This window comes from Pseudomonas chlororaphis (genome assembly GCA_001023535.1).
Classification (GTDB): domain Bacteria; phylum Pseudomonadota; class Gammaproteobacteria; order Pseudomonadales; family Pseudomonadaceae; genus Aquipseudomonas; species Aquipseudomonas chlororaphis_E.
This window is the reverse complement of the sequence record CP011020.1, coordinates 4,005,217-4,027,869: the sequence shown is the minus strand read 5'-3', so window position 1 is coordinate 4,027,869 and position 22,653 is coordinate 4,005,217. Positions and strand designations below refer to the sequence as shown.

8 protein-coding genes are annotated in these 22,653 nt (G+C 64.7%); all 8 read right to left on the bottom strand.

The window, feature by feature from the left end:
* Window positions 1–283: 283 nt before the first annotated feature.
* Window positions 284–12,871: a hemagglutinin gene (locus VM99_17675; GenBank protein AKJ99807.1), complete on the bottom strand. Its 12,588-nt coding sequence runs from the start codon at window positions 12,869–12,871 to the stop codon at window positions 284–286.
* A 211-nt stretch (window positions 12,872–13,082) separates the two neighbouring features.
* Window positions 13,083–14,255, bottom strand: a complete 1,173-nt coding sequence (locus tag VM99_17670) for an alkaline phosphatase (GenBank protein ID AKJ99806.1) — start codon at window positions 14,253–14,255, stop codon at window positions 13,083–13,085.
* A gap of 520 nt (window positions 14,256–14,775) precedes the next feature.
* The gene (locus VM99_17665) at window positions 14,776–15,987 is read right to left on the bottom strand and encodes a general secretion pathway protein GspF (GenBank protein ID AKJ99805.1); all 1,212 of its coding nucleotides are present in this window, start codon (window positions 15,985–15,987) and stop codon (window positions 14,776–14,778) included.
* The gene (locus VM99_17660) at window positions 15,987–17,405 is read right to left on the bottom strand and encodes a general secretion pathway protein GspE (protein AKJ99804.1); all 1,419 of its coding nucleotides are present in this window, start codon (window positions 17,403–17,405) and stop codon (window positions 15,987–15,989) included. Before VM99_17660 ends, VM99_17665 begins: the two co-directional genes overlap by 1 nt.
* 169 nt (window positions 17,406–17,574) lie before the next feature.
* Window positions 17,575–19,941, bottom strand: coding sequence for a general secretion pathway protein GspD (locus VM99_17655; protein ID AKJ99803.1), 2,367 nt, complete (start codon window positions 19,939–19,941; stop codon window positions 17,575–17,577).
* Window positions 19,938–20,504, bottom strand: a complete 567-nt coding sequence (locus VM99_17650; GenBank protein AKJ99802.1) for a general secretion pathway protein GspM — start codon at window positions 20,502–20,504, stop codon at window positions 19,938–19,940. Before VM99_17650 ends, VM99_17655 begins: the two co-directional genes overlap by 4 nt.
* Entirely contained in the window at window positions 20,497–21,669 is a 1,173-nt protein-coding gene (locus tag VM99_17645; protein AKJ99801.1) for a general secretion pathway protein GspL, read from the bottom strand. Before VM99_17645 ends, VM99_17650 begins: the two co-directional genes overlap by 8 nt.
* Window positions 21,666–22,652: an HxcX atypical pseudopilin gene (locus VM99_17640; protein ID AKJ99800.1), complete on the bottom strand. Its 987-nt coding sequence runs from the start codon at window positions 22,650–22,652 to the stop codon at window positions 21,666–21,668. Before VM99_17640 ends, VM99_17645 begins: the two co-directional genes overlap by 4 nt.
* Window position 22,653 lies beyond the last annotated feature (1 nt).

Sequence of the window (22,653 nt, the reverse complement as noted above, 5' to 3'; positions counted from 1 at the left end):
CACCGCAAGAGCCAGGCCGGCTGTCAGACCGCCTTCGCGGGCAAGCCCGCTCCCACAGGGATCTGTGGCGGGCACACACCTCAAGCCCACCACACAACACTGTGGGAGCGGGCTTGCCCGCGATAGCGCCAGGTCAGTCGACACCTTCATCCACTGACCCGCCCTCGTCGCGAGCAAACCCGCCCCCACACAGGGGAGCTGTGGCGGACACGCACCTCAAGCCCACCACACAACGCTGTGGGAGCGGGCTTGCCCGCGAAGGGGCAGGCCCGGTCTGCCCCGGTCACAGACTCAATCGCCCCCGCTCCTCTTCCGTCAAGCGCTGCCGGGTCTGTTCGTCCAGTGGCCCGGCGCCGAGCACTTGCACCGGGCTGGCCGGGTCGTAGGCGCGAGGGGCCTCGCGGCTGGCGCCGTCGCGGGACGGAGCCAACTGCTCGGAGCCGAAACTCACCACCTGCACGGTGAACACCGACGCCTGGTTCTGCCGCGCCGCGTTCTGCTGCTGGCGGGTCACGTCCTCGGCCGCCTGGGTGGCCGAGGTCGCCGCCGCGCTGGCGGAGGTGATGGCCCCGGTGTTCACCGAAGCCGCCAACGGCACGCCGGAGGCCTTGCCCTGGGTCTGGATGTTGGCCGCGTTCACCACGGTCAATGCCGCGATGTTGACGTTGCCCGACACCCGGATCCCCGCCTCGCCGGCATCGATGGTGCCCAACGGCGCGATCAGGTCGATATCCCCCGGCGCCACTTCGGCAATGGGGTTGAGGGTGGCGATACCGGCCCCGGTGCTCGGTACCGAAGGCGACAGCGTCACGTTGCCCCAGGTGTCGTACAAGCGCTTGGGCGGCGTGTACACCACGGTGGTCTTCGAACCCCGACCGGCGTTGATGTCGCCCTGGGCCGACCAGCCAAGGATCGAACCGCCAAAGGTGGTCATGATCCGGCTCTGCCCAAGCAGGATGCTGTTCTGCGCATACAACTGGATATCGCCCTCACCCTGGGTGATGACCCCGGCGGTGGACGGCGGCGCGTTGCCCTCGATACCGAAAGTCTGGCCGCCGCCCGGGGTCAGCATCTGGATACTGCCGCCGAAATCGGTGTGCACCCCCGCCCCGCCGAACATCGTGATGTCGCCCTTGTAGGTGATCGGATTGCCCGCCACGTCCTTGGTCGGGAACAACAAGTCGATAGCCTCGCGGCCCCGCAGGTAACTGCCCTGGCGCACGCCGCCCACTTCGTTGTACTCGCGGCCGCCGGCCTTGAGCTCGGCAAAGTACACGTCACGGGCAAACACCCGCTGTTGCTCGGCCGGCAGTGCCGCGAAGTAGCTGCGGGCCTGCTCGGTATCGCCGCTGAAACCGAAGCGCCTCTCCAGCCAATCCACCAATTCGGTTTCATAGGTCTTGGCGACCTTGCCGTCCTGGCTCGCCAGCGGCACACCGGCCAGGGCCTGGTTCGCCGGATCCAGGTAGGCCTTGACGAAGCGCTCGTAGTCCGGCCCGTCGAGGCCCGCGCCGGCCTGCAACACCAGGCTCGCGCCAGGGCGCGAATCCCCCGGTACCACGGCGCCGAGGCTGGTGATGCTGACCTTGTCGTCCATCAGGATATTGCGCCCGGCGGTGATCTCCAGCAGGCCGGGACCGGCGACGTTGAAGGTGCTGTAGAGGATGTCGCGCCCGGCTGACACGATGGAAATGTCGGTGGGGTTGTTGTGGATGAAGAGGTTGCCGGAGACGGTGTAGTTCCCCGCTTCAGCGTTATCACTGCGCGATCCGGCCAGCGGAACCCCGCTGCTGACGATGTCTCGCCCAGCCATCATCCGGACAGCTCCAGCGCCTTCATATGCAATTCGCCCCGGCCATCTGGCCGTGGAAACCGACGTCATCGACCGCCCGGTGGTGACTGCCAGCAAATCGCCTTCGAGTGCATAGAAGCGAGCAGGATCGGCATTGAGAGCCCATTCGCTGGAAGCGCTGCTGGTGTCGAAGGCAAACAGCGGCAGCATGTTCGAACTAAGGCGCACGGGATTACCGTCGGCCGAAAGATTGCTGACTTTGATACTGATGCCGTTATCGACAGAAGCGACATAGGCTGGCCGGAATGGCGTAGCCAAAGCGGCCGATGCGGCACCGGAACGACTGACCGACATGTCGCCGCCGTAGATGGAATCGCCGGCTAGGAATTGCAATTCACTGTTAGGGCCAGGTGCGAGCAACAGCGCTGGAAGATTGTTAGCGTCGTAGACTGCGCTGGTACCTATCGCCTTAGCCCTGCCGTAATACAGGCTACCACTGGCCGCCACAGCCCGCAGGATTGAGGGGTAGACCATTGCAAGGTCCGTATCCAGCCCCAACGTCAGAGGCGTCAGGTTACCTCCCGACGTCCATAGATCAATCGCCGTGTTGGCAGTCCATAGCGTAAACCAGCTCACACCCGATCCGTTAATCGCGTCACTTTTGAATGGAGATACGCTCATCATCAATGCCCGACCTGGGTCTGCAACGTCCTGAACGACGAGATCGCCCAGGGTAGATAGATTGAAAGTGGCGTCGCCCGGCATCAGAGTCAGCCCACCGGTGGCGTCGCCACGTGTGGATTTGAAGGAATCGTATGCCCGAGTCTCTCGAGGGGACTGCACAGTGGCGGCGTTGCCATAGCGAAGATCGATTCGGCCAATGGCACCGCTATCGATCTGCGCGTGCCCCCGCAGGTTGATGACCGCACCGTTGAGATGCCCGCTCGTGAACAAGCTCCCGGGATTCAAGGCACCGCCCACCCGCAGATTGAGATCGCCGCCGCCGGTCAATTGCAGAATGCCATCGGCGCCCACACGCCCGGTACTGCCTACGGCAAGCACCAATCCTTGACTGCGGCTGTTGCTGCGGGACTCAAGAAGGCTACCCGCCATTTGATCGATCACCCCGGCATCGCCCGCGACCTGAACATTCAGGTTACCGCCGCCCAAGGTACCAAACCCGGTAAATCCAACCATCAAATCAGCCTTGCCATTCTGTGCTGCGGTATAGCTCCCGAAATTGATCCACCAGGCAGCGGGTTGTGCCTGGGTATCGGTAGAAACCGAGCCGTTGCCTTGGCGCCACAGCCAGTTCCCGACATTCGCAGTGTCATAACCCAAATCGCCGGGATTGGGTCGCGCATTACCGCTGCTAGTCACCGCGTCCATTGTATTGCCGGTCAGACTCCCGCCAACGTTCAGAGTCAGGTTGCCGCCAAAATCCGGGTACCAAGCGCGGTAAAGACTAGTAGTACCGCCATTCACAAACTGCTCGTTGTCACCGAATGCATCGTTAAGCACCTTTCCTTCCGCACCCAGCGCCTTAGGTTGGTTGTAAGGATCGTTGGCATGAGTCGCGCTCGCCGAGCTGCCTGCGGTATAGACGCCGTACAGCGAATCCATTTTCACATCACCTGCCGAGAACAGCTCAAGGTCAGCCGCGCCGGTACGAACCACGCTCCACCGTTGGCTGCCAGCTTTGTAATCGGCTTGTCCGACTGCTTGGCAATAAGAGGGATTTTCGGTACACAATTCCGGGTACCCGATGGCACCAAAATCAATCGGTTGACCGGCGAGACTCGGATCCCCCCATTCGATAGCCCCTACTTCAGTCCATATATATCCACTGCTGGCCTTACAAAAATCCGGTAAATCAGTACATAGCCCTGGGTAACCAATCGCCTCGAAGTCAATCGGTTGGCCTGCCATGCTGGTGTCGCCAAAAAAATCCAATGACCCTGCTTCGGTCCACAACATCTCGCCAGCCTTAGGCACACCAAACATACCGTAATGACTATCCGCCAAACGAAGATCCCCGCCAGCCGTCACAGGCTTCACGACCCGACTGTCCGCCGCCTGCGTATCGGCGCCGGCCACCAGCCGTAGGGACCAGGACTGCGACCCCTCGGCCAACATTGGCGCAATGGCCCAATTGCTGCCCGCCACTTCCGGACGCAACTGCACCGACTCGACACCCGCCGGCAGCTTGATGTCGGTACCTGAAGGAATTTTCGAACCCACATTCAATGCCAGGGGACCGCTGAGACGCACGACGTTGGTCAAGCCATGGGGCGCGTCCGCAATGCCTGGCAGTGCAACGCCTTTAGGCCAGATCAGGCTGCCAATGGTTGCGCTGCTGCCCAGCAGGCTCCCAGCCCCCAGCACTGTGCCCGCATCAAGGGTCTGAGTCGAAGCCAACAAAGTGCCGGCGGCGAACAACAGATTACCCAAGGCGTCATGCACCGCCGCGGCAAGCACCGTGCCCGCCGGCAGTACCAAAGGTTGATCAAGCGTCGCGGCTACTGGCAGGCGCGTTCCCGCCGCCAATGTGGCGCCCTTGAGCGGCACGTCGAAGTTGAGCACCGAGCCGGCCGGAAACGCCGTGTCCTCCGCCAGGATCACGCCGGTACCGGGCACGACGATATCGCCTGCCGCAAAATCAATACCCGGCAATAGCACCCAGCCCTTGTCATCGTTGCTGGCCGGCGGCTGGGCGAAACCGTCGGTGATGCTGCCATAGATATTCAGATCGCCCCCGGCGCGCAACGTCAGGCTGGCGGATTCGCCGGAGCCATAGACATTGTCCAGTTGGTTATGCCGATTGAGGCTCTCATAGCGATAGCGCGACAGGTCCAGGTCGCCTTGGACCACCAGGTCGCCATCGGCCGTCGCGCTCACCACCTCCACACCAGGGCGCAGATGGAATACATCGCGATAGCGGCTGTTTTTCAGTCCGGCGAGTTTGCGCTGCAACAGATCGTCGTTGTCGTGGGCCTGAGTGATGAACGCGGTGTTGTCGTCATGCACATCGTCCAACCACGCTTGATTGATGACCTGATAAGGCTTGCCGCTGGCTGCCGGTACGTTGACCAACGGTGCATCGTCGTATTGCCACATGGCCACCAGCGCGATCGAACGGGCGCCTTGGACATCCACGGCGCCGCTGGCATCGATTGCCACGTCGCCGCCTGAAACACCGCCCAGTCGTGGTGCGTTGAGTTGCAATGTTCCGCGGGCGCGACCGTCATGCATGCCCGGCTTACTGCCCAGCGCCACCTCGGTGCCATGGCGCAGGTCGATACGGGCACCATTGCCCAGGGTCAGCAGCCCTTGGCGTGCGGTCAGGTCCACGATGGCGCGGTTCGGTGAGTCGATGATCTTGCCGTAGCTGTCCACCCGCAGGCGTCGGCCATGGGCATCGAGCACCGCTGCGCTGCCCAGGGTCAGGGCATTGCCGGCGGCCAGATAAATACTGCCAACGCGCTCACCGCTGGCGTCGACCTTGCCGTTGACCAGCAAGCTGCCGTTGTCCACCGACACATTGATCGACGAGGCCTTAAGCCCGTCGCCGATCACCAGGTCGCCCTGTTTGAGCTGGAAGCCACGGGATCCGTAGACCTGCCCATCGTTCAAGCGCTGATTCAACGCCGCGAACTGCTCACTGAGACTGCCGCTGCCGCCCAGACGCTGCGCCTGGATTTCCACGCTGCCGGCCAGGTGCGGCATGGCGGTGCCACCGGCGTCGTATTCGCCCGTGCTGCTGCCGAGAATCCGCCCTTGCAGGTCCACCACGCCCGCCGCCCCGTCCACAGCCACGGCGCTGAGCCGGCCGGCCTGGTTGTTGCGGGCCGAGAAGTCGATGGTCGAGCCATCGGCCTGGCGGATGTCGCCGTTCTGGCTTTGCAGAATCACCTCGCCACCGGCGCTGTAGCGCGTCACATCGTTGAAAGTCACCGTGCGACCCGCCACATCGATCAACGCCGCATCGGCCAGGGTCAGGTCGCGGGTCGCGCTCAAGGTCAGCTTGCCACTGGGCAGCACCACCGCACTGGCCAGGTTGAGGCTGGCACTCTTGAGGGACAACTCGCCACCGAGCCCGGAAACGGTGCCCGGCTTAGCGCTCGCGCCCGCCACGTTGATCGCCCCACCCGCGCTGATGCGGTTGATCGAACCGGCTTCACCGGTCAACAACGGAGTAAGAATATTCAGATTGCCGCCGCTGTAGGCAAAGCCCGTTTTCGGGTCGTATGCACCCTGGGTCTGATAGACCGCCAGGCTGCCTTTGTGATTGGCGGTCAGACGCTCGCTGGCGTTGAGGTTGACGTTGGCAAAGCCCAGGGCCAGACGGTCCAGGGTAGTGACCGAGCTGGGCTGGGCGAATTCACCGTAACCAAACTCGATGCGCTGGGCCTGGATGTCCAGGCGACCGGCGCCGGTGCCGGCCCCGTCGGCGATGACCGAACCCGGCGCGCCGACGGCACCGTTCCAGATCAGGTTGGCGGTGCGGATGGTCGCTGCATCGCCGGCGCCGCCCGCGCCATAAATTGCCGGGGTGCTGAGCATCAGGTTGTTCAGGCGCGACTTACCGGTGGTCGAATCATAGGTGTCGAGGCTGACGGTGCCATAGAAATTCAGCGCCTGACTGGCCGACAGTTCGAGGGTTTCCAGGGCCGGAGCACCATATTGGGTGTCCCCGCGCAACAGGCGATCCAGAACGGTCTGGCTCAGGGTCAGACCGGCAGGCAATACATTGCGCCCCGACGCATCGCTCAATGCCTGGGCGGTGCCGACGTTGATGTTGCTCAGGGCCAGGGTCAGGTGACGGGTGCCGTAACGCACCTGGTCGTCCAGTTCCAGGCTGCCAGCGGTGCCTGCAACGATACTGCCTTCGGAGTGAATGCGTGTGACGCCACTGCAAGGCGTCAGGCGGCAGCCACCGATATTGATGGAGCCTGCGCCGCCCGATGGAGGGGCCAGTACGCTGAGCAAACCATTGGAGGCGGCCAGCATATTGGCGTCGTTATTGAGACTGTAAACAAAGCCAGCTCGGGCGTCGTAAGCAGCCGCGCCACGACCGATGGTGTTGATGACAGCGCCCTGTTCCATCGATAACTCGCCGCCATTGGCCAACAGGAAAACCTCAGGTGCTGCTAAAGCCGCACCTTCACGCAATGTCACGCTACGCGACATCTCAGACACCGGAGTCACGTAATTTCCGCTTTGACCGTAACTAACCGAAAACAGGCCGCCTATGACCTGACGCGAAGCGTTCAATGCATTCAGGCTTTCGGCAGTGAGGGTCACGCCCTCGAAACCAGCCGTGGCCCCACGCCCATCCGCAACCACCTCCAGCGCGCTCCGGGCGTAACCAACCACTGAGACGGAACCGCCGAAGCCTCCCGCCTGAGGCGCGAACTTGCCGACACCCTTGAAGGAGAATGCTTGATCCCCTGCTCCAGGGGCCAGGTTCAGTTTCAAGGTCTTGGCGTCTACCGGCAACATTGCCCGGGGTACGCCCAGGCGAGCGGCATCGGCCACGGCGAACTGCGCGTAGCTCGTTTCGTTGTATTGCGAGTAGCGGCGCAGCACATCCCCCGACGTCAGAATGACCTGACTGGACAAACTGTTACGCTGACCTGTATTGGCCACCGACAACACCCCGGCGGTGGTCCAGGAACCGTTGCGCATCTGTTGCGCGCCCGTTGTGATGCCTTGCCCCGCCAAGCCATTGACCTCGACCCGGAACGCGCCCGGCAGCAACGCATAAGTGGACGGCATCAGGGTGTAAGTACCGGCAGCCAGCCCGGGCACACCGGCACCGATGGTGGTCTGCTGGCCGACCCTCGGATCCACCGCGCCACCTTCGGCAGCGACCGGCGCATACTGACTCTGGTTGCCCGGCACAATGGCGTAGACCGGGTTGCTGGAAAGACCAGGCAAGGTGAAACCGCCATTGGCACCCATTTGTACCAGCGGATTGAAACGGGCGTCAGTAGAACCACCACGGCCTGAGATAAAGCCAGCGCCGAGCAAATCACCGCCACCAGACAGGTCAAGCACCGAACCCTCCTGTGCCGTGACCGATCGCCCGCCCAGAATAACGCCGATGTTAATGTCAGCGTTTAGACTGGGTACTGCACCCTGTCCTAGCAACACCACCTTCTTGCCAGCGTACTCATAACTTTGACCGTCGACCGTGCCGCCATAGGGCAATCTCAGGCCCAAGCCGCTGACCGACGTCAGGCTGCCCGGCAACAGACTTACCCGATCGCTGATGGCATACCCCCCTACACCGCCGTTGGTGCCGACCTCAATCAATCCCAACGGCGCCCGAACCACGCCACCCTGTTCGATGTTCGCGCTACCCAGTTGCAAGCGCCCGAATACCGAATAGGGTACCTGGGGCGTCGTCTGGGTTGTGCGCCCGATTACCAGGCTGCGTGCCGGGTCGTAGAGAGGGGTACCATTATCCGATGTGCCCCAACCAGACCCCGCCAACACCCGAGCCCCGACTCCGGTTGCCGGATACAGCTGGGCCGCTTGCAACAGCATGTCCGAAGGGGTCAGCAATTGCGTGGTAAACCCCGTAGGCATATCGGCGCTCGAGAACCCGGCCAGGAATCGCAGATCACCCCGGCTGCTCAGCTGGACCTGATCGAAACCTGCGCGCTCAAGTCCCACAGTGCTGTCATCGGCCTGCCTCACTGTGCCTTTGCTGCTGAACATCACATTGCCTTGCACATCCAGCAGATCAGCATTGACGGAAAACAGCGCCTTGTTCGCCAATAGAGACACCCCGCCACCCTCGACCACTGGCCGGGTGTAAGGATCAAAACTCGGTCGAGTGGTCGCCAGCCCTGTCGCAGTAGACAGCAACACATGGGGTGCATTGAACTCGACCCGAGTATTGGCTGGCGCGGTTGCACTCAATCCAAAGCTGCGGGCGTACAGGCTCAGGCTTTGTCCGAGGGACATCGACAGGTTGCCATCGACGCTCATCAGTCCGTTGCTCAACAAGGACAAATTGTCGAAACCACCGGCCAGGACCTGATCGATACCTAGCTGGCCGTGACCATAAACCAACGAGTCCGCCGAGGTTTCAGCTGTATCGCCCAGCGGGCTTGCCTGCGCGACTTGCTTCAGAACCAGTTCACGAACACTCAACACTCGGGCATTGACCGCGCTTTTCAGGTAATAGGGGGTTTCCAGCGCCACCGACAGACTGCCACCTGCCGCCCCGCCGCCCCCCGAGCGGGCGCTGAACGCGCCGTCCAGGTACAGGCCATTGGCCGACGCCAGGGAAATACTGCCGCCATTGCTCGCTACCAACGTACGGCCCTGACCCGGAACATCCAGCACGGCCTGGCTGCCATCCGCTTGCAGACGGGCACCGTCGCGCACCACCACAAACAGCTCGGAGGCAGACGTCGATCCTTTCGCGGCATCGATCTGGCCGCCAATGACAATCTGCCCGCCGTCGCGCACCAGGCCATAGGTCTGGCCGCGCATATCCTGAGCTGTCATCGCCCGGCTCGATACATCGATCAGCGCCTGCTCGCCCAGCCAGATGGAACGACCGTGGCCCTGGGCATTGACCTGATCGCGAACCGCATCATCGACGCTCAACTCGGTAAGGCTGACCCGCCCGCCCCAGGCGTTAAGCGTGCCGTTGGCGGTCAATTGCCCGCTGCTCCGGACATCGATGCCCTGGCCTGGATCAACGGTAATCACACTGCCCTTGCCCAAGCTCAATACCGTACTGGCCATGTCGGCCGCGCCGGAGTTTGGCGTGCCTGCGGTGAGACTCAGGCTCGCGCCGCGACGCTGGGTCAGGACACCTTTGACCGCGTCTTCCTGATACAGCTCCGGCGTCCAGCGCTGCAAGGCAGCGGCCGGCTCCGCGTCGCTGCCGGTGACCAACGCCTGTTCACCAATACGGTACACCGGCATCGTCACATCGACCCGAGTCCCGTCGGCCACAGTCAGGCCTTCGTTGCCGGTGATGTCATAGGCCGAGAAACCCTTGTCGAAGAAATCGCCGTCCAGTTGCAGAGTGCCAGCTTCGAGGGGGGTGCCGCTGTTGCCGATCAGCACTTTGCTGGCCGCCAGCTTCAAGGTCCCGCCACCACTCACGCCAGTACCGCGCAGTTCACCTTCGAGGTTCAAGTCGCCGTTACCGGACGATGCACCGGTACTCGCGGTCAAGGTCAAGTCTCCACCCTTGCCGCCGCGAGTCTTGCCATCGGCCATCACGGCAGCGCCGGAGCTGACGTCGATCAGGCTGCCCTGCCGCACATCAATATCGCCACTGCTACGCACGGACACGCTGCCGCCGTTAATGAACGGCAGGCCTTGGCGGTCGTTGCCGTCGAGCAGCAGATTGCTCCAGCGTCCGGCGGTGTTCAGCTTGACGCCTTCGCCCAATGTGACCGTCGCCCGCTGTCCCGTAACGGGTGAAAGCGTGACGTCTCCCATCTGGAAATTGTCGGTCCTGACCTGCTTGAGGATGTTACCCAATACAATGCGACCACTGCGGGCCGTCAGGTCGGCGTTCACTTCCACCTGCGGCGCATAAAGCGTGATATCCCCGCCGTCGGCTACCTTGAGTGCGCCGTCAACCTTGATGCCTTCAGCCCCCGCTACCTTGACTGCGCCGAGCTGGAAGCCATTGAGCAGCGCGTTATCCAGCACCAACTTGCCTTGCCGGTCGCTGCCGACCGCCGAGGTCAGGTCCAAGCCTGCGGCAATCTTGTCGGTCACTTTGCCGACGGTGACCTGATCGAAGGTGGGGTTCAAGCCACTGTTGATCACGCCACTGGTCTTGTCATAGATCGGCGTGTAGCTGCCCACCCACAACTCGGCCCGACGGGCCACGGCGTTTTGCGATTGCTGGTAGCCGTCGAGGTTGAAGTTCGGCGCCTGGGTCTGGCGTTCGCCCTGGTACACCTCGCCGACGATATGGCCTTCCAGCACGGCGTTGCGGGTCGACACCACCAGCTTGCCGGCATCGCGACTGACGGTGTAGCCGGCTTCAAAACGTTCGCGCGGGGCAATGAGCGGGTTGTAGTAGTAATCAGTCTGGCCCCAGCGCTGGCTGTGGTCTTCGTAACCCTTGTAGATGCCGGTGTAAAGGATGTCACCCGGGGCCTTGGACAGCTCATACAGACGACCATTGGCACCCTTGAGCCAGGATTGGCGCAGGTACCCGCTCTGCACATCCAGGGTGCCACCGGACAGGTTCAGTTGCGCCGCCTGCTGGGTCACCACGTCGTTGCCGGTAAACGTCAGGGTACCGCCCTGGGCCGCCCATTCGCCGACACTGTGGCCCCGGGTGCCCAGGTAGCCGCCGACTTCCAACAGACCACCGGCTGTGTACCAGCGGTCGGTGGCGTAACCGTTGGTGCCTGCAGGGACGTAGACCAGGTCACGCACGTCCACCCACACATCGCTGTTGGTCAGCTTGCCGCCTTCGCGGTTGATCGGCGCATCCCGTTGTTCGTTGCCTTGGACGTTGACCTTGATGGAATTGGACTCCATCGCCACCTTGACGCCGATGGCGCCGGACACGTCGATCATCGCGCCATCGCGCACCAGGCTGCGCCCCGCGGCGCTGACCGCAACCTGCCCGCCGGTGGCCAGGGTGATGGAGCCGTTCTGGAAGTCGACGCTACCACCGCTGACGATCTCGACCCGCGACTGGTCGCTACGGTCGACCACGCTGCTGAGGTTGTTGAACTGACCGGTGATCAGGTTGTTCGGCGTGCCATCCAGGCCCGCGGGCCCGGCATTGCGTTGGCTATCCAGTGCACTGCCGCCCGCGGCGTCGAGCAGCACGGCGGTGGCACTGCCCTGCCCCAGGGTCACGCTGCCGGTGCTGTCGCTGAAAGCGTTGAGCAAATGCACGGTGCCGCGGGTGTCCACTGAACTGCTGGCCACCACCACGCCGTTCTGCTGCACATTGTGCCCGGTGAGGGTGATGTCGCCGGTGCTGGCCTGGATCAGACCGCTGTTGATCACCGTGCCGGCGCTGCTGCCCGGTTTGAGCGACGTCGCCACCTCATTACCACGAGTGGTGGAGCGCGAGTTGCCGCTGGTGCCCTGGCCGCGACGGATATAAAAACTGTCGCCAGCCGCGAGGGTGGTCTGGCCCTTGGCGGTGATGATGGAGCCGGCGTTCTCCACCTCGCTACCCAGCAGCAAGGCATAGCCACCGCCTGCGGTGGAAGTGGCGGCGCGGTGGGTTTCAATTTGCGCACCGCGTTGCACTTCGACCTTGCCGGCTGCATCGGTGAAGGTTGGCTGGGTGCCGGTGGCATCGACGTACAAGCCGCGCTGGCTGAACTGCTCGTCAGTGATGTTAGCCGCGACCGCCGCCAGGTTTCGCACGTTGACCTGGCTGCTGCCGCTGAAAATGATGCCGTTGCGGTTGACTAGCATCACCGTGCCGTTGCCCTTGATCTGGCCCTGGATCTGGCTCGGCCGGGCTTGAGGATCGTTGACCCGGTTGAGCACTGCCCAGTCCGCTTGCTGCTGGAAATCCACCGTGGTGTTACGCCCGACGTTGAAGGTTTCCCAGTTGAGAATCGCCTTGTCGGCGGTCTGCTCGATCTTCACCGTGGTCTTGCCGCCGGCCTGGGTCTGCTGCGGCCCCTTGGCGTTGAGCCAGCCCTGGGTCAGGCTGTTGTCGACCTTGAGGCCGCCCTCGCCCAGCCCGTCGGGCACGACCTGCACCTGCCCGAACGCCGCTTGCCGCCCGGCCGCCTGCGCCGCCTGCTGGGCCGCGATCGCGGCCACGGTGTTGTTGAGGTTGGTCAACGAGCGCTGCAACTGGGCATTGGCCCGCTGCTGCTGGGCCAGGGGCGGCGGCATCCCAGGCACCGCAGTGGTCGGCCGTGCCGCACCACCGGCGGGGGCCGCACCCTTCGCCGCAAACCAGGCCGAACTGAACGCCGTGGCCGCCTGGGCATTGCCGGCCACCATCAACAGCGCGATGGCCTGGGCCAGCGGCTTGAGCCGCCCCATCGACAGCTCGCCATCGCGACGTGGAACGTTCGGTTTCATCGGTTTGCAGCGCAGCATCCTACTCATCCTTCGGTTTGCTCTCAGGGGTCGCAACGCAGTGCCATCAAGCGGCCAGCGTCGCTTATAGGGGATAGGCGGTTACAGCCGCTCGGGACCGAACGGATGTCATGAAAATTTCATGTGGCTGTGTTGGTTCGGGCCTTACGCAAAAAATCAGCAACGACTTGCGCCGTTGCTGATCGGTGTTGCGTGGAACTGGAGCGAGTGCTTACAGCGGACGACCAATGCCGTTGCAAACGTTGGTGTTACCAATGCTGAGAGCGTTGGTGCTGGTGAGGAAGCTGCTACGAACGGCTTGCTTCCAGGCCGCTGGCAGCGGCACGAAGCGGTTTGCAGTGATGGCGGCGTCGTTGCTGCTGGCCGCAGTAGCATTGTAGTGACGGGTGAAGAAGTCACGAACCTGCGTGGTTTGTGCAGCGTCGGCATAGCACTGGCTGAAGATCAAGTTGGTGAAGCCCAGGATCGGATAACCGGTGGTTGGGTAAGCCACGACGCTTGGATCGTTAGGGTTAGTGGTTGCGGCGAACACCGGTACCCAGGCGTTCGGGTTGGCACGATTAGCAGTGGCCGGCACGGGTACCGCAGCGATGGCGGTCGAAACGTTGGCTGGGGCTGGAGACACACCGGCAACCCGCGCTACTTTGGTGGCGTCATCCAGACCAGCCAGAGTCGTCGCAGCGTAATCCGGGCTCATGTAGGTGATGCGGCCTTGGGCAGCGTTCAGCGCAGTCATCACAGCCTGGCTGCCGGTGGCGGCTACAGCGCCAGTCGGCAGGCCACCGCTGTAGCTGGAAGCGAAGGTGGTGGTGATAGCAAAAGTGCCGGTTTCAGCGCACTTGGCGTTCAGGAAGCGGGTGAACAGCTCGGTGGTGCCGCTGCTTTCAGCGCGATAGACCACGGTGATCGCGCCAGTGCGGCCGGAACCGGTGATCTGGCTCCAGTCGGTCAGGCGGCCGGAGAACACGCCGCACAGTTGGTTGACGCTCAGGTCGACGTTGGCGGTGCCGGTCTTGTTGAACGGAATAGCGACCGAGGTGGCTACCGAAGGCACCTGGATTAATGGACCCCAGGCAGCGCCGTGGGCAGTGACGTAGTTGCTCAGCTCAGTGGCGCTGAGTTTCGAATCGCTGCCCGCCCAGTGCACGTTCTTGCTGGTGTTGCCGGCCACGAACTTGGTGTAGTCGTTGTTCAGGAAAGCCAGTTTGCCGTTGCCGCTGCCCACGCCGATGTAGGGGGCAAAACCGGCGGTCAGTACGCCGGAAGTCTGGTACAGCGGCTGAGGCAAGGTAGCACCACCGCCATTGACATCGGCCATGGCAGCCTGGGCGGCGCAGAGGCCGGCGAGGGTCAGGGATACCGCGAGAACGTTGCGCTTAAACATGAAGAATCTCCTTTCATCGTGTTCGTACGTAGGTTGGGTGACGCAGGCTTGCCGTCATGGCGCTCGGTCCGGTGCCGCAGGCGTTGGGGTGAGGCCATGGCGTAGAAATTCGCAGGTTCCGGTGACAGATAGAGGAAAAAACCTCGGGAGCTGGAGGCCGATTTCCGGGTTTTTTCCTCGGGTGTTCGAGGGCTCTGGACCGGCATTTTCAGCCGGTTCAACGGCGGCGTTTGGCAGGGCTGCGGTGCAGCGTGCGGCGGGTGGTCAGGACCAGGGGAAAATGACAGAACGAGGAACCCGAGTTTGATGGGGGGCGGGCTCGGGAGTTGGCAATGGGCACCGAAATTTTTTCGATTTTTTGTGGCGAGGGAGCTTGCTCCCGTCGGGTTGCGAAGCGACCCCATGGCCCCATCACTGCGGAGAATCAGGCTGACCTGATCTCGCTTTCAGGGTTGCTTCGCAACCCAGCGGGAGCAAGCTCCCTCGCCACAGGGTGAGCCTTCCTCCCCGCCGCTTCGGCTCATTGCACCAACTGATTGATCTCGATGATCGGCAGCAGCACCGCCATGACGATCACCAGCACCACGCCGCCCATGATCACGATCATCAGCGGTTCCAACAGTGCGGTCATGCCCATGGCCCGGCGTTCGATGTCGCGGGACAGGGTTTGCGCGGCGCGTTCGAGCATCGGTGGCAGGCAGCCGGTTTTCTCGCCGCTGGCGATCAGGTGGATCAGGATCGGCGGGAAGACTTTTTCCACCCGCAGGGCGGCCGCCAGGTTGACCCCTTCGCGGACCTTGGCGGTGGCGTCACTGACACTCAGGCTCAGGCGTTCGTTGGAGAGTGTCTGGCGTGCCGCCTCCAGCGCCCGCAACAACGGCACCCCGGCACCGCCAAGGATCGCCAGGGTGGAGGCGAAACGCGCGGTATTGAGCCCCAGCACGAACCGCCCGATCAGGGGCAGGCGCAGCACCCGCGCATGCCAGCCGAGCCGCGCCGCCGGGTTGCGCAAGTACAGCCGCCAGCTCCAGAAACCGCCGGCCAGCAGGCAAAAACACAACCATCCCCAGGCGCGGATGAAGTCACTGGCGGTGAGCATGGCCAGGGTCAGCCCCGGCAGATCCTGACGGGCCTGGGAGAAGGCGCTGACCACCTGGGGCACGACGTAGCTGAGCAGGAAAATCACAATGGCGATCGACACCAGCCCCACCACACCCGGGTAGATGAATGCCGTGAGGATCTTGCCCCGCAGGTTGTTACGCTCTTCGATGTAGTCGGCCAGGCGCTCCATGACCTGGGCCAGGTCGCCGGACTCCTCCCCCGCCGCGATGAGCGCCCGATAGATCTCCGGGAAGTCCCGAGGCCGTGCCGCCAGGGCTTCGGCCAGGCGCATGCCGCTGCGTACATCGGCGCGTACCGCGCTCAGGGTCTGGGCGATGTGCTTGCGCTCGGCCTGCTCCACCGTGGCGCTCAATGCCGCCTCCAGGGGCAGGCTCGCGCCGAGCAGGCTCGCCAGTTGCCGGGTGGCCCAGGCCAGGTCGTTGTCCGAGAGCCGGGCACTGAACAGCCCGCCCCCGCTGGCCTGGGCCGTGCTGCGTTCGGCTTCGACCTGCAAAGCCGTCAGCCCGCGGCTGCGCAACAGGCTGAACGCGGCGCTCTGGCTGTCGGCCTCCAGATGCCCTGATTCGATCTTGCCCTGGGCGTCGGCCGCCTCGAAACGGTAGCGATTCATCAGGCGTCCCGTGTCACGCGCAGGATTTCTTCTGGCGCCGTGGCGCCGCTGCGAACCCAACGCTCACCGTCCTCGCGCATGCTGAACATGCCGGCCTCGCGGGCGGCGGCGCGCAAGGCCTGCTCGCCCGCGCCCTGGTGGATGAGCGTGCGGATGTCGTCGTCAATGCAGAACAGCTCATGGATGCCGGTACGGCCGCTGTAGCCGGTCTGGTTGCAACTCGGGCAGCCCACCGGGCGCCAGGTGCCCGGCGTGGCCGGATCAGGTTGCTTGCAGTGCGGGCAGAGTCGGCGCACCAGGCGCTGGGCCAGCACGCCGAGCATCGACGAGGCCAGCAGGAACGGCTCCACGCCCATGTCGATCAGGCGGTTGACGGCCGACACCGCGTCGTTGGTGTGCAGCGTCGCCAGCACCAGGTGCCCGGTGAGGGAGGCCTGCACGGCAATCTGCGCGGTCTCCAGGTCACGGATCTCGCCGATCATGATGATGTCCGGGTCCTGGCGCAGGATCGCCCGCAACGCCAGGGCGAAGGTCATGTCGATCTTGGCATTGACCTGGATCTGGCTGATGCCCGGCAGGTCGTACTCCACCGGGTCCTCGACGGTGAGGATGTTGTGGACGCTGGCATCCAGCCGCGCCAGCGCCGCGTAGAGGCTGGTGGTCTTGCCGCTGCCGGTAGGGCCGGTGACCAGCACGATGCCGTGGGGCTGGCGGATCAAGTGGTCGAGCTTGCCCAGCACGGCAGCGTCCATGCCCAGCGTCTCCAGCTGCAGGCGCCCGGCCTGTTTGTCCAGCAGCCGCATCACCACCCGCTCGCCGTGCCCGGTGGGGACGGTGGAAACCCGGATGTCGATGGGGCGCCCGGCCACGCGCAAGGCAATGCGACCGTCCTGGGGCAGGCGTTTTTCAGCGATGTCGAGTTGGGCCATGATCTTGATCCGCGACACCAGCGCCCCATGCAGCGCCTTGCGCGGCGAGACCACGTCGCGCAGGGTGCCGTCGACCCGATAGCGCACCACCGAATGGCTCTCGAAGGGCTCGATGTGGATGTCGCTGGCCTCGTCCCGGGCCGCCTGGGTCAGCAAGGCGTTGATCATGCGGATCACCGGCGCGCCGTCCTGGGTGTCCAGCAGGTCGGTGATCTCGGGGATGTCCTGCATCAGCCGGTCGAGGTCCACCTCGTTCTCCGCCGCGCCCACCACGGCGGCGGCGCTGCCGGTGTCGGCGTAGGCCGTGTTGAGCAAGCCATCGAGCTCTTCGTCGCGCACCCGCTCCAGGGGCACCTCGCCGAATTGCCGGCGCACTTCGCTGATGGACCAGCCCGGCGTCGACGGACACACCACCAACACCGCGCCCGCCTCTCCCTGGCGCAACACCAGGCGCTGGGCCTTGGCCCAGGCGTATGGGAGGGTGGTCATGAGCGCACCCGCGCCATGGCCTGCATGCCTACCGTGGCGAGGGAGCTTGCTCCCGCTGGGCTGCGCAGCAGACCCGATGCCTGGCGCCTAGGTGTGTCCGGTCGCTCGGGTTCGACCTGATTGGGGTCGCTTCGCAACCCAGCGGGAGCAAGCTCCCTCGCCACCGTCGTCATTGTTTGATCGGCTCCGTTACAGGCACCGCCTTGATCGCCGCCCTGGGCGTTTGCAGCGCGGCGGGAGCGCTGCCGGGGATCGCCCGGGACGCCGCCGGCAGTTGCGGGGCCTGGATGTCGGGCATGGCCCAACTGCGTTCCGGTTGCAACAGGCCCTGGGCGCGGCGCATGAAGTCGTAGCGGTTGAGGGTGATGCTGCGCCCCGCCGCCGTGTCGCGGATGATGTAGGGCCGCAGGAACACCATCAGGTTGGTCTTGGTGGTCTGCCGGCTTTCGTTGCGAAACAGCGCGCCGATGCCGGGCAAGGTCGAGAGCCACGGCACCGCGTCGTTGCTCTGGCTGTAGCCATCCTGCAGCAACCCGCCCAGGACCATGATCTGGCCGTCGTCCAGCAGGATGCTGGTGTCGATGGCGCGCTTGTTGGTGACAATCCCCGTGGTGCTCGAAGCGCGGTTGTCGACGCTGCTGACCTCCTGGTAGATATCCAGCTTGACCGTACCGCCCTCGGAAATCTGCGGCCGGACGTTGAGTTTCAGGCCCACCTCTTCGCGGGTCACGGTCTGGAACGGGTTGTTGCTGGTGCCGCCGCCCCCGGTGACGTAGCTGCCGCTGACGAAAGGAATGGTCTGGCCGACGAAGATGCTCGCGGCTTCGTTGTCCAGGGTCAGCAGGTTCGGCGTCGACAGCACGTTGGTGCCGCCCTTGCTCTTCAGGGCCCGGGCCAGGACCTTGAGGTCGAGGATCTTGCCGATGCCGGGGATGTCCACGGTACCGTTGACCAACCCGAGGTTCAGCCCCCGGGGCAGCACATCAATGCTGGTCTTGCCGTTGAGGTTGAGCCCGCTGCCGCCCAGGTTGACCCCGCCGATCACCCCGCTGCCGCCGAGGTTGCCGGTCTGCCATTGCACGCCGAACTCACTGGCGTCGTCTTCGCCCACTTCCACAATCAGGCTCTCGATCACCACCTGGGCACGTCGCTGGTCGAGCAGGTCGATGACTTCCCGCAGGTTGCGGTACAACGGGTCGGGCGCGGAGATCAGCAAGGTGTTGGTGGTGGCATCCGCCTGGATGGTCACGCCGCCCGCGCTGAAGGCGGTGTTCTGCTCGTTCTTCGTCGAGCTCGCGCCCTGCCCGCTGCTGCCCTGGCCGTAGCCATTAACGTTGCTATTACTTGAAGAGCCGCTACCGGTCGCGGTGCTGGTGCCATCGGTACTGCTCTGTGCGCTTTGGCCATTGGTGCTGGCGCCCATGCCGCTGAGCACCGACCGGGAATTGTCGTTGCCCTCGCCTTCGCTTTCGCCGGTGAGCAGACCACGCAGGGCCTGGGCCAGCTTGCCGGCCTGGGCGTTGCGCAGGTACACCACGTGCAGGTTGCTCGGGTTGTTCTGGGCGTTGTCGAGTTTGTAGATCAGGTTGCGCGCCAGCTCGGTGCGCTCGGGGCTGCCGGCCCGGATGATGATGGAATTGGAGCGCGGGTCGCCGATCACGTTGATTTTCTGGGTCTGGTCGCCACCCTGGGTTTCCAGCAGGTCGGAGACCATCTGCGCGATGTCCACGGCGATACCGTTCTGCACCGGCACCACATCGGTGTCGATGGCGCTGGGGGTGTCGATGCCTTCGATGAGTTGCGCCACCCGCGACAGGTTCTCGGCGTAGTCGGTGACGACAATGGTGTTGTTGCCGGGGTAGGCATTGATCGGATTGTTCGGTGAGACGATCGGGCGCAACACCGGGATCAGGTTGACCGCGTTCTCGTATTGCAGCCGGAAGGTGCGGGTCAGCATGCCATTGCCGGCCGGTTTATCGGCGCTGTAGATCGGCCCGCCCAGCAGCTTGGCGTCGGCCTCGGGCACCACCTGGGCCACGCCGCCGACGTCCACCACGCTGAAGCCCTGCATGCGCAACGCCGCCAGCAGCATGGCGTAGGCCTGGCTTGCCGGCACCTGCCCTTCGGACACCAGCGTCAGGTTGCCCTTGACCCGAGGGTCCACCAGGAACTGCTGGCCGGTGGAACGGGACAAGGCCCGCACCACGGCCTGGATATCCGCCTCGACGAAATTCAACGTCACCGGCTGATCCCCCAGCGGGTTGCGCGCCGGCGGCGGGTTGCGCGATTCACGGGCACGGGACGTCAGGTCGACCTGGTGGCGCGCCGCCGGTTTCTGCTCACGTGCCGCCTGGGCTCGCTGACGGTCGAGCAACGCGTCGCCGCTGCGCTGCGTGCTGCCCAACGGAACACCCAGTTCGCTGTCCACCAGCAACGGTGGCTGCGAGGCCGGCGGCGTGCTGTTGCACGCGCTCAATGCCAGCAACAACAGCGGCGCGGCCTTGCGCCAATGACGTGGGTAACGGGCCCCCTTCATGAAGCTTCCTTAGCGCCTTGCGCCTGATGCATGCGAACGGTTCCGGACAGAGTGCCGGCGGTATTTTCAAGACCAGTGGAAGCGGCCGTGGCCGTGCGTTGCAGGCGCGCCTCGGACACTTCCAGGGACAATGGCCCGGGGTTGCTCAGCAGCCAGCCGATCACGCCGTCGGCCGGCGCGTCGGTGAAGGTCAGTTGCCAGGCGTTGGCCGTATCGGCGCCGGGCGCCTGCAATTGGTAGTGATCGCCCAGCCCGCTGGCGTCCAGGGTCTGGCGCAGGGCTGCTTCCAACGGCTGGCCTGGCGCCGGCCCGGCGACGTCCCGCAGCAGCACTTCGAGGGCTTCGGTCTGTGAGCGCAGCTTCGGCGTTTCGGCCTGCCAGTAGGCGATGGTCTTCAACGGCGGCTCGATCAACCCCAGCCAGACCAGGCTACCGCCGAGCACCAGCGCACTCAGGGCCACGGCCCGTCGTTCGCGCACGGCCAAGCCTTGCCAGAACGTCCGGCAGCGGCTGCGCAGGGTTTGCCAGCGGGCGCTCAGCCCGGCCAGGGACGGCTTATTCATCATCGTCTTCCGCGGTGTCTTCGGGGGTGGCCTGGCCGGCCTGGGCCATGCGCAAGGTCCAACCCTGATCGACGGCGACGACATCGATGCCGGCCTGGACCAGGGGCCCTTTCCAATCGTCTTCGGCGGCGGCCTTCGGCGCGTCGGGCACGAGCTCCAGGCGCAACTCGCCGTTCTCGAACACCAGGGCCTGAGCGTTGCCGCTCATGAACGGCATGGCACTGCCGGCCTGCTGCATCAGGCTGACGAAGCGTTGGCTGGGGTCCGTCGCCGTACCGTCCTGGCGCGCGGCAATCTGTTGCCGGGCCTGTTGCAGCGGATTGAGCACCACCGGCAAGTCCGGGAACGCCTGCTTCACCCGTTGGCTCATTTGCGCCTTGAGCCGTTGCCCCTGGGCCGCCTCACGGGCGGCGTAAAGGTTCAGGCCCACCACCCACACCGCCACGGCCATGGCACACAGGGCCGCCGCCCGGCCCCAACCGCCGCGTCCGGCCGTGTTGCGCGACAGACCGGCATGCAAACCCCAGCCCGGCGCGCTGCCGGTCCAGCGGTGGATGTCGGCCAGGGGCGTGATCGACGCCTGGGGCGGCGCTGCGCCGATCCAATGCAAGCCGGGCCCCATGGTCATCAACCACTCTTCCAGCGCCTGTTCTTGCAACGGCTGCACCTCGGCCTGCTGCGGACCATGGCGCAGCAACAGGTGACCGTCTTCGATGCAAGCCACCGGGCCGGCCAACACGGGCAAGGCATAGGCCGCCGGATACAGGCCGCGCAACTTGAGCCCGGCCTGGTGCAACAACTGGCCCAGCCGGGCGAGCGACTGCCGGTCCAGCCAGGCGATCTGGACCTGCCCGTCGGCACCCCGCGGGCTGTGAGCCACCTGCATGTGTTCGCTGGCGCCGAGCATCAGGGCCTGGGCCGCGCACGTCACCGCGGCGGTGATCTTCGCCGCCGGCAACAGCGGCAGCTCCAGGCGAGTCAGCAGGCTGTCGCGGGGATGAAGAAAGCACTCCACCGAGAGATTCCGGGCGCCCTGCCCCAACGCCCTGAGGCTGCTGCGCCCGTGCTCGCGCACCTGGCCCTGGCGGTCCAGCGCCGCGAACGCCACCGGGCTGTCGAGGTCCAGTTCGGCCAACGGCGCCAACGCCACGCGCAACCGTGTCATACGCCCACCCTCGACCAGATCACCCGGGGCAACCGGTCCTGGCTGCGTTGCAGCAACGCATCGACTTCAACCCGCCGTTGACCGCTGCGGGCCTGGCCGCGCAGGCGGAACCAGTCGCTGGTGATGCCCACCTTGACCGTGGCCGTTTCCAGCTCCGGCATGCGCAGGCGGTTGACGAAATCCCCGCGATTGACGAACCAATGGCCACCCTCCCGCTCCCGCACCAGCGCCTCGGCCCGCTGCAGCGACAACCCCGGCACAGCGGCGGCCAGTACCGGGGCACTGGCGGTGTTGCCGTTGACCCAGGTATTGGCCGGCAGGATCGTCACGTAGGGCGCCAGCGCTGCCAGCACGGCAGGCGTGACGCCCTTGACGTCGCCCAGGTCGCGCACGGTGCGCAGCATCGGTCGGGTCGGTTTGAGTAATGCGGCATCCGCGTCAGGCGAGGTGTCCCGGCCACTGTCGAAGGTACGCCCCATGGGCGCTGTGTCCGCCCGTTCCGGGTTCAGCGTGCGCGGGTACGCTTCAATGACGCGCTCGATGATGCGGTCGCGCACGCTGGCGGCGATCCCCAACTGCCCGCAGAGCCGTTCGAAGGCATTCAATTGTTCCTCGTCGACACGTTCATTGGCGACAAGGTTGCGCAGGTTGAACTTGCCCTGCTCATCTTCGAGCTGCCCTTCGAACGGCGTATCGACCTGGTTCGAACCGGGCAGGACAATGGGTTTTGCCCAAGGCTGGCCGAAGCGCGTCAACGGGTCACGCTGGCGGGCCTCCCACAGCAACTGGCGACTCAGCGCCAGGCCGCCTTGCATCCGCGCACTGCCCTGGATGCGCAACTGCTCGGCTTCCAGGCTGCGGGTGAACAGGGCCTGGCGAGTGAGCATGCCACCGGCGATCACCGCGACCACGGCAGCGATCAGCAAGGCGCTGATGACCGCCATGCCGCGCTGCTTCGCCGCGACGGGCGAATTCGTTCCCATC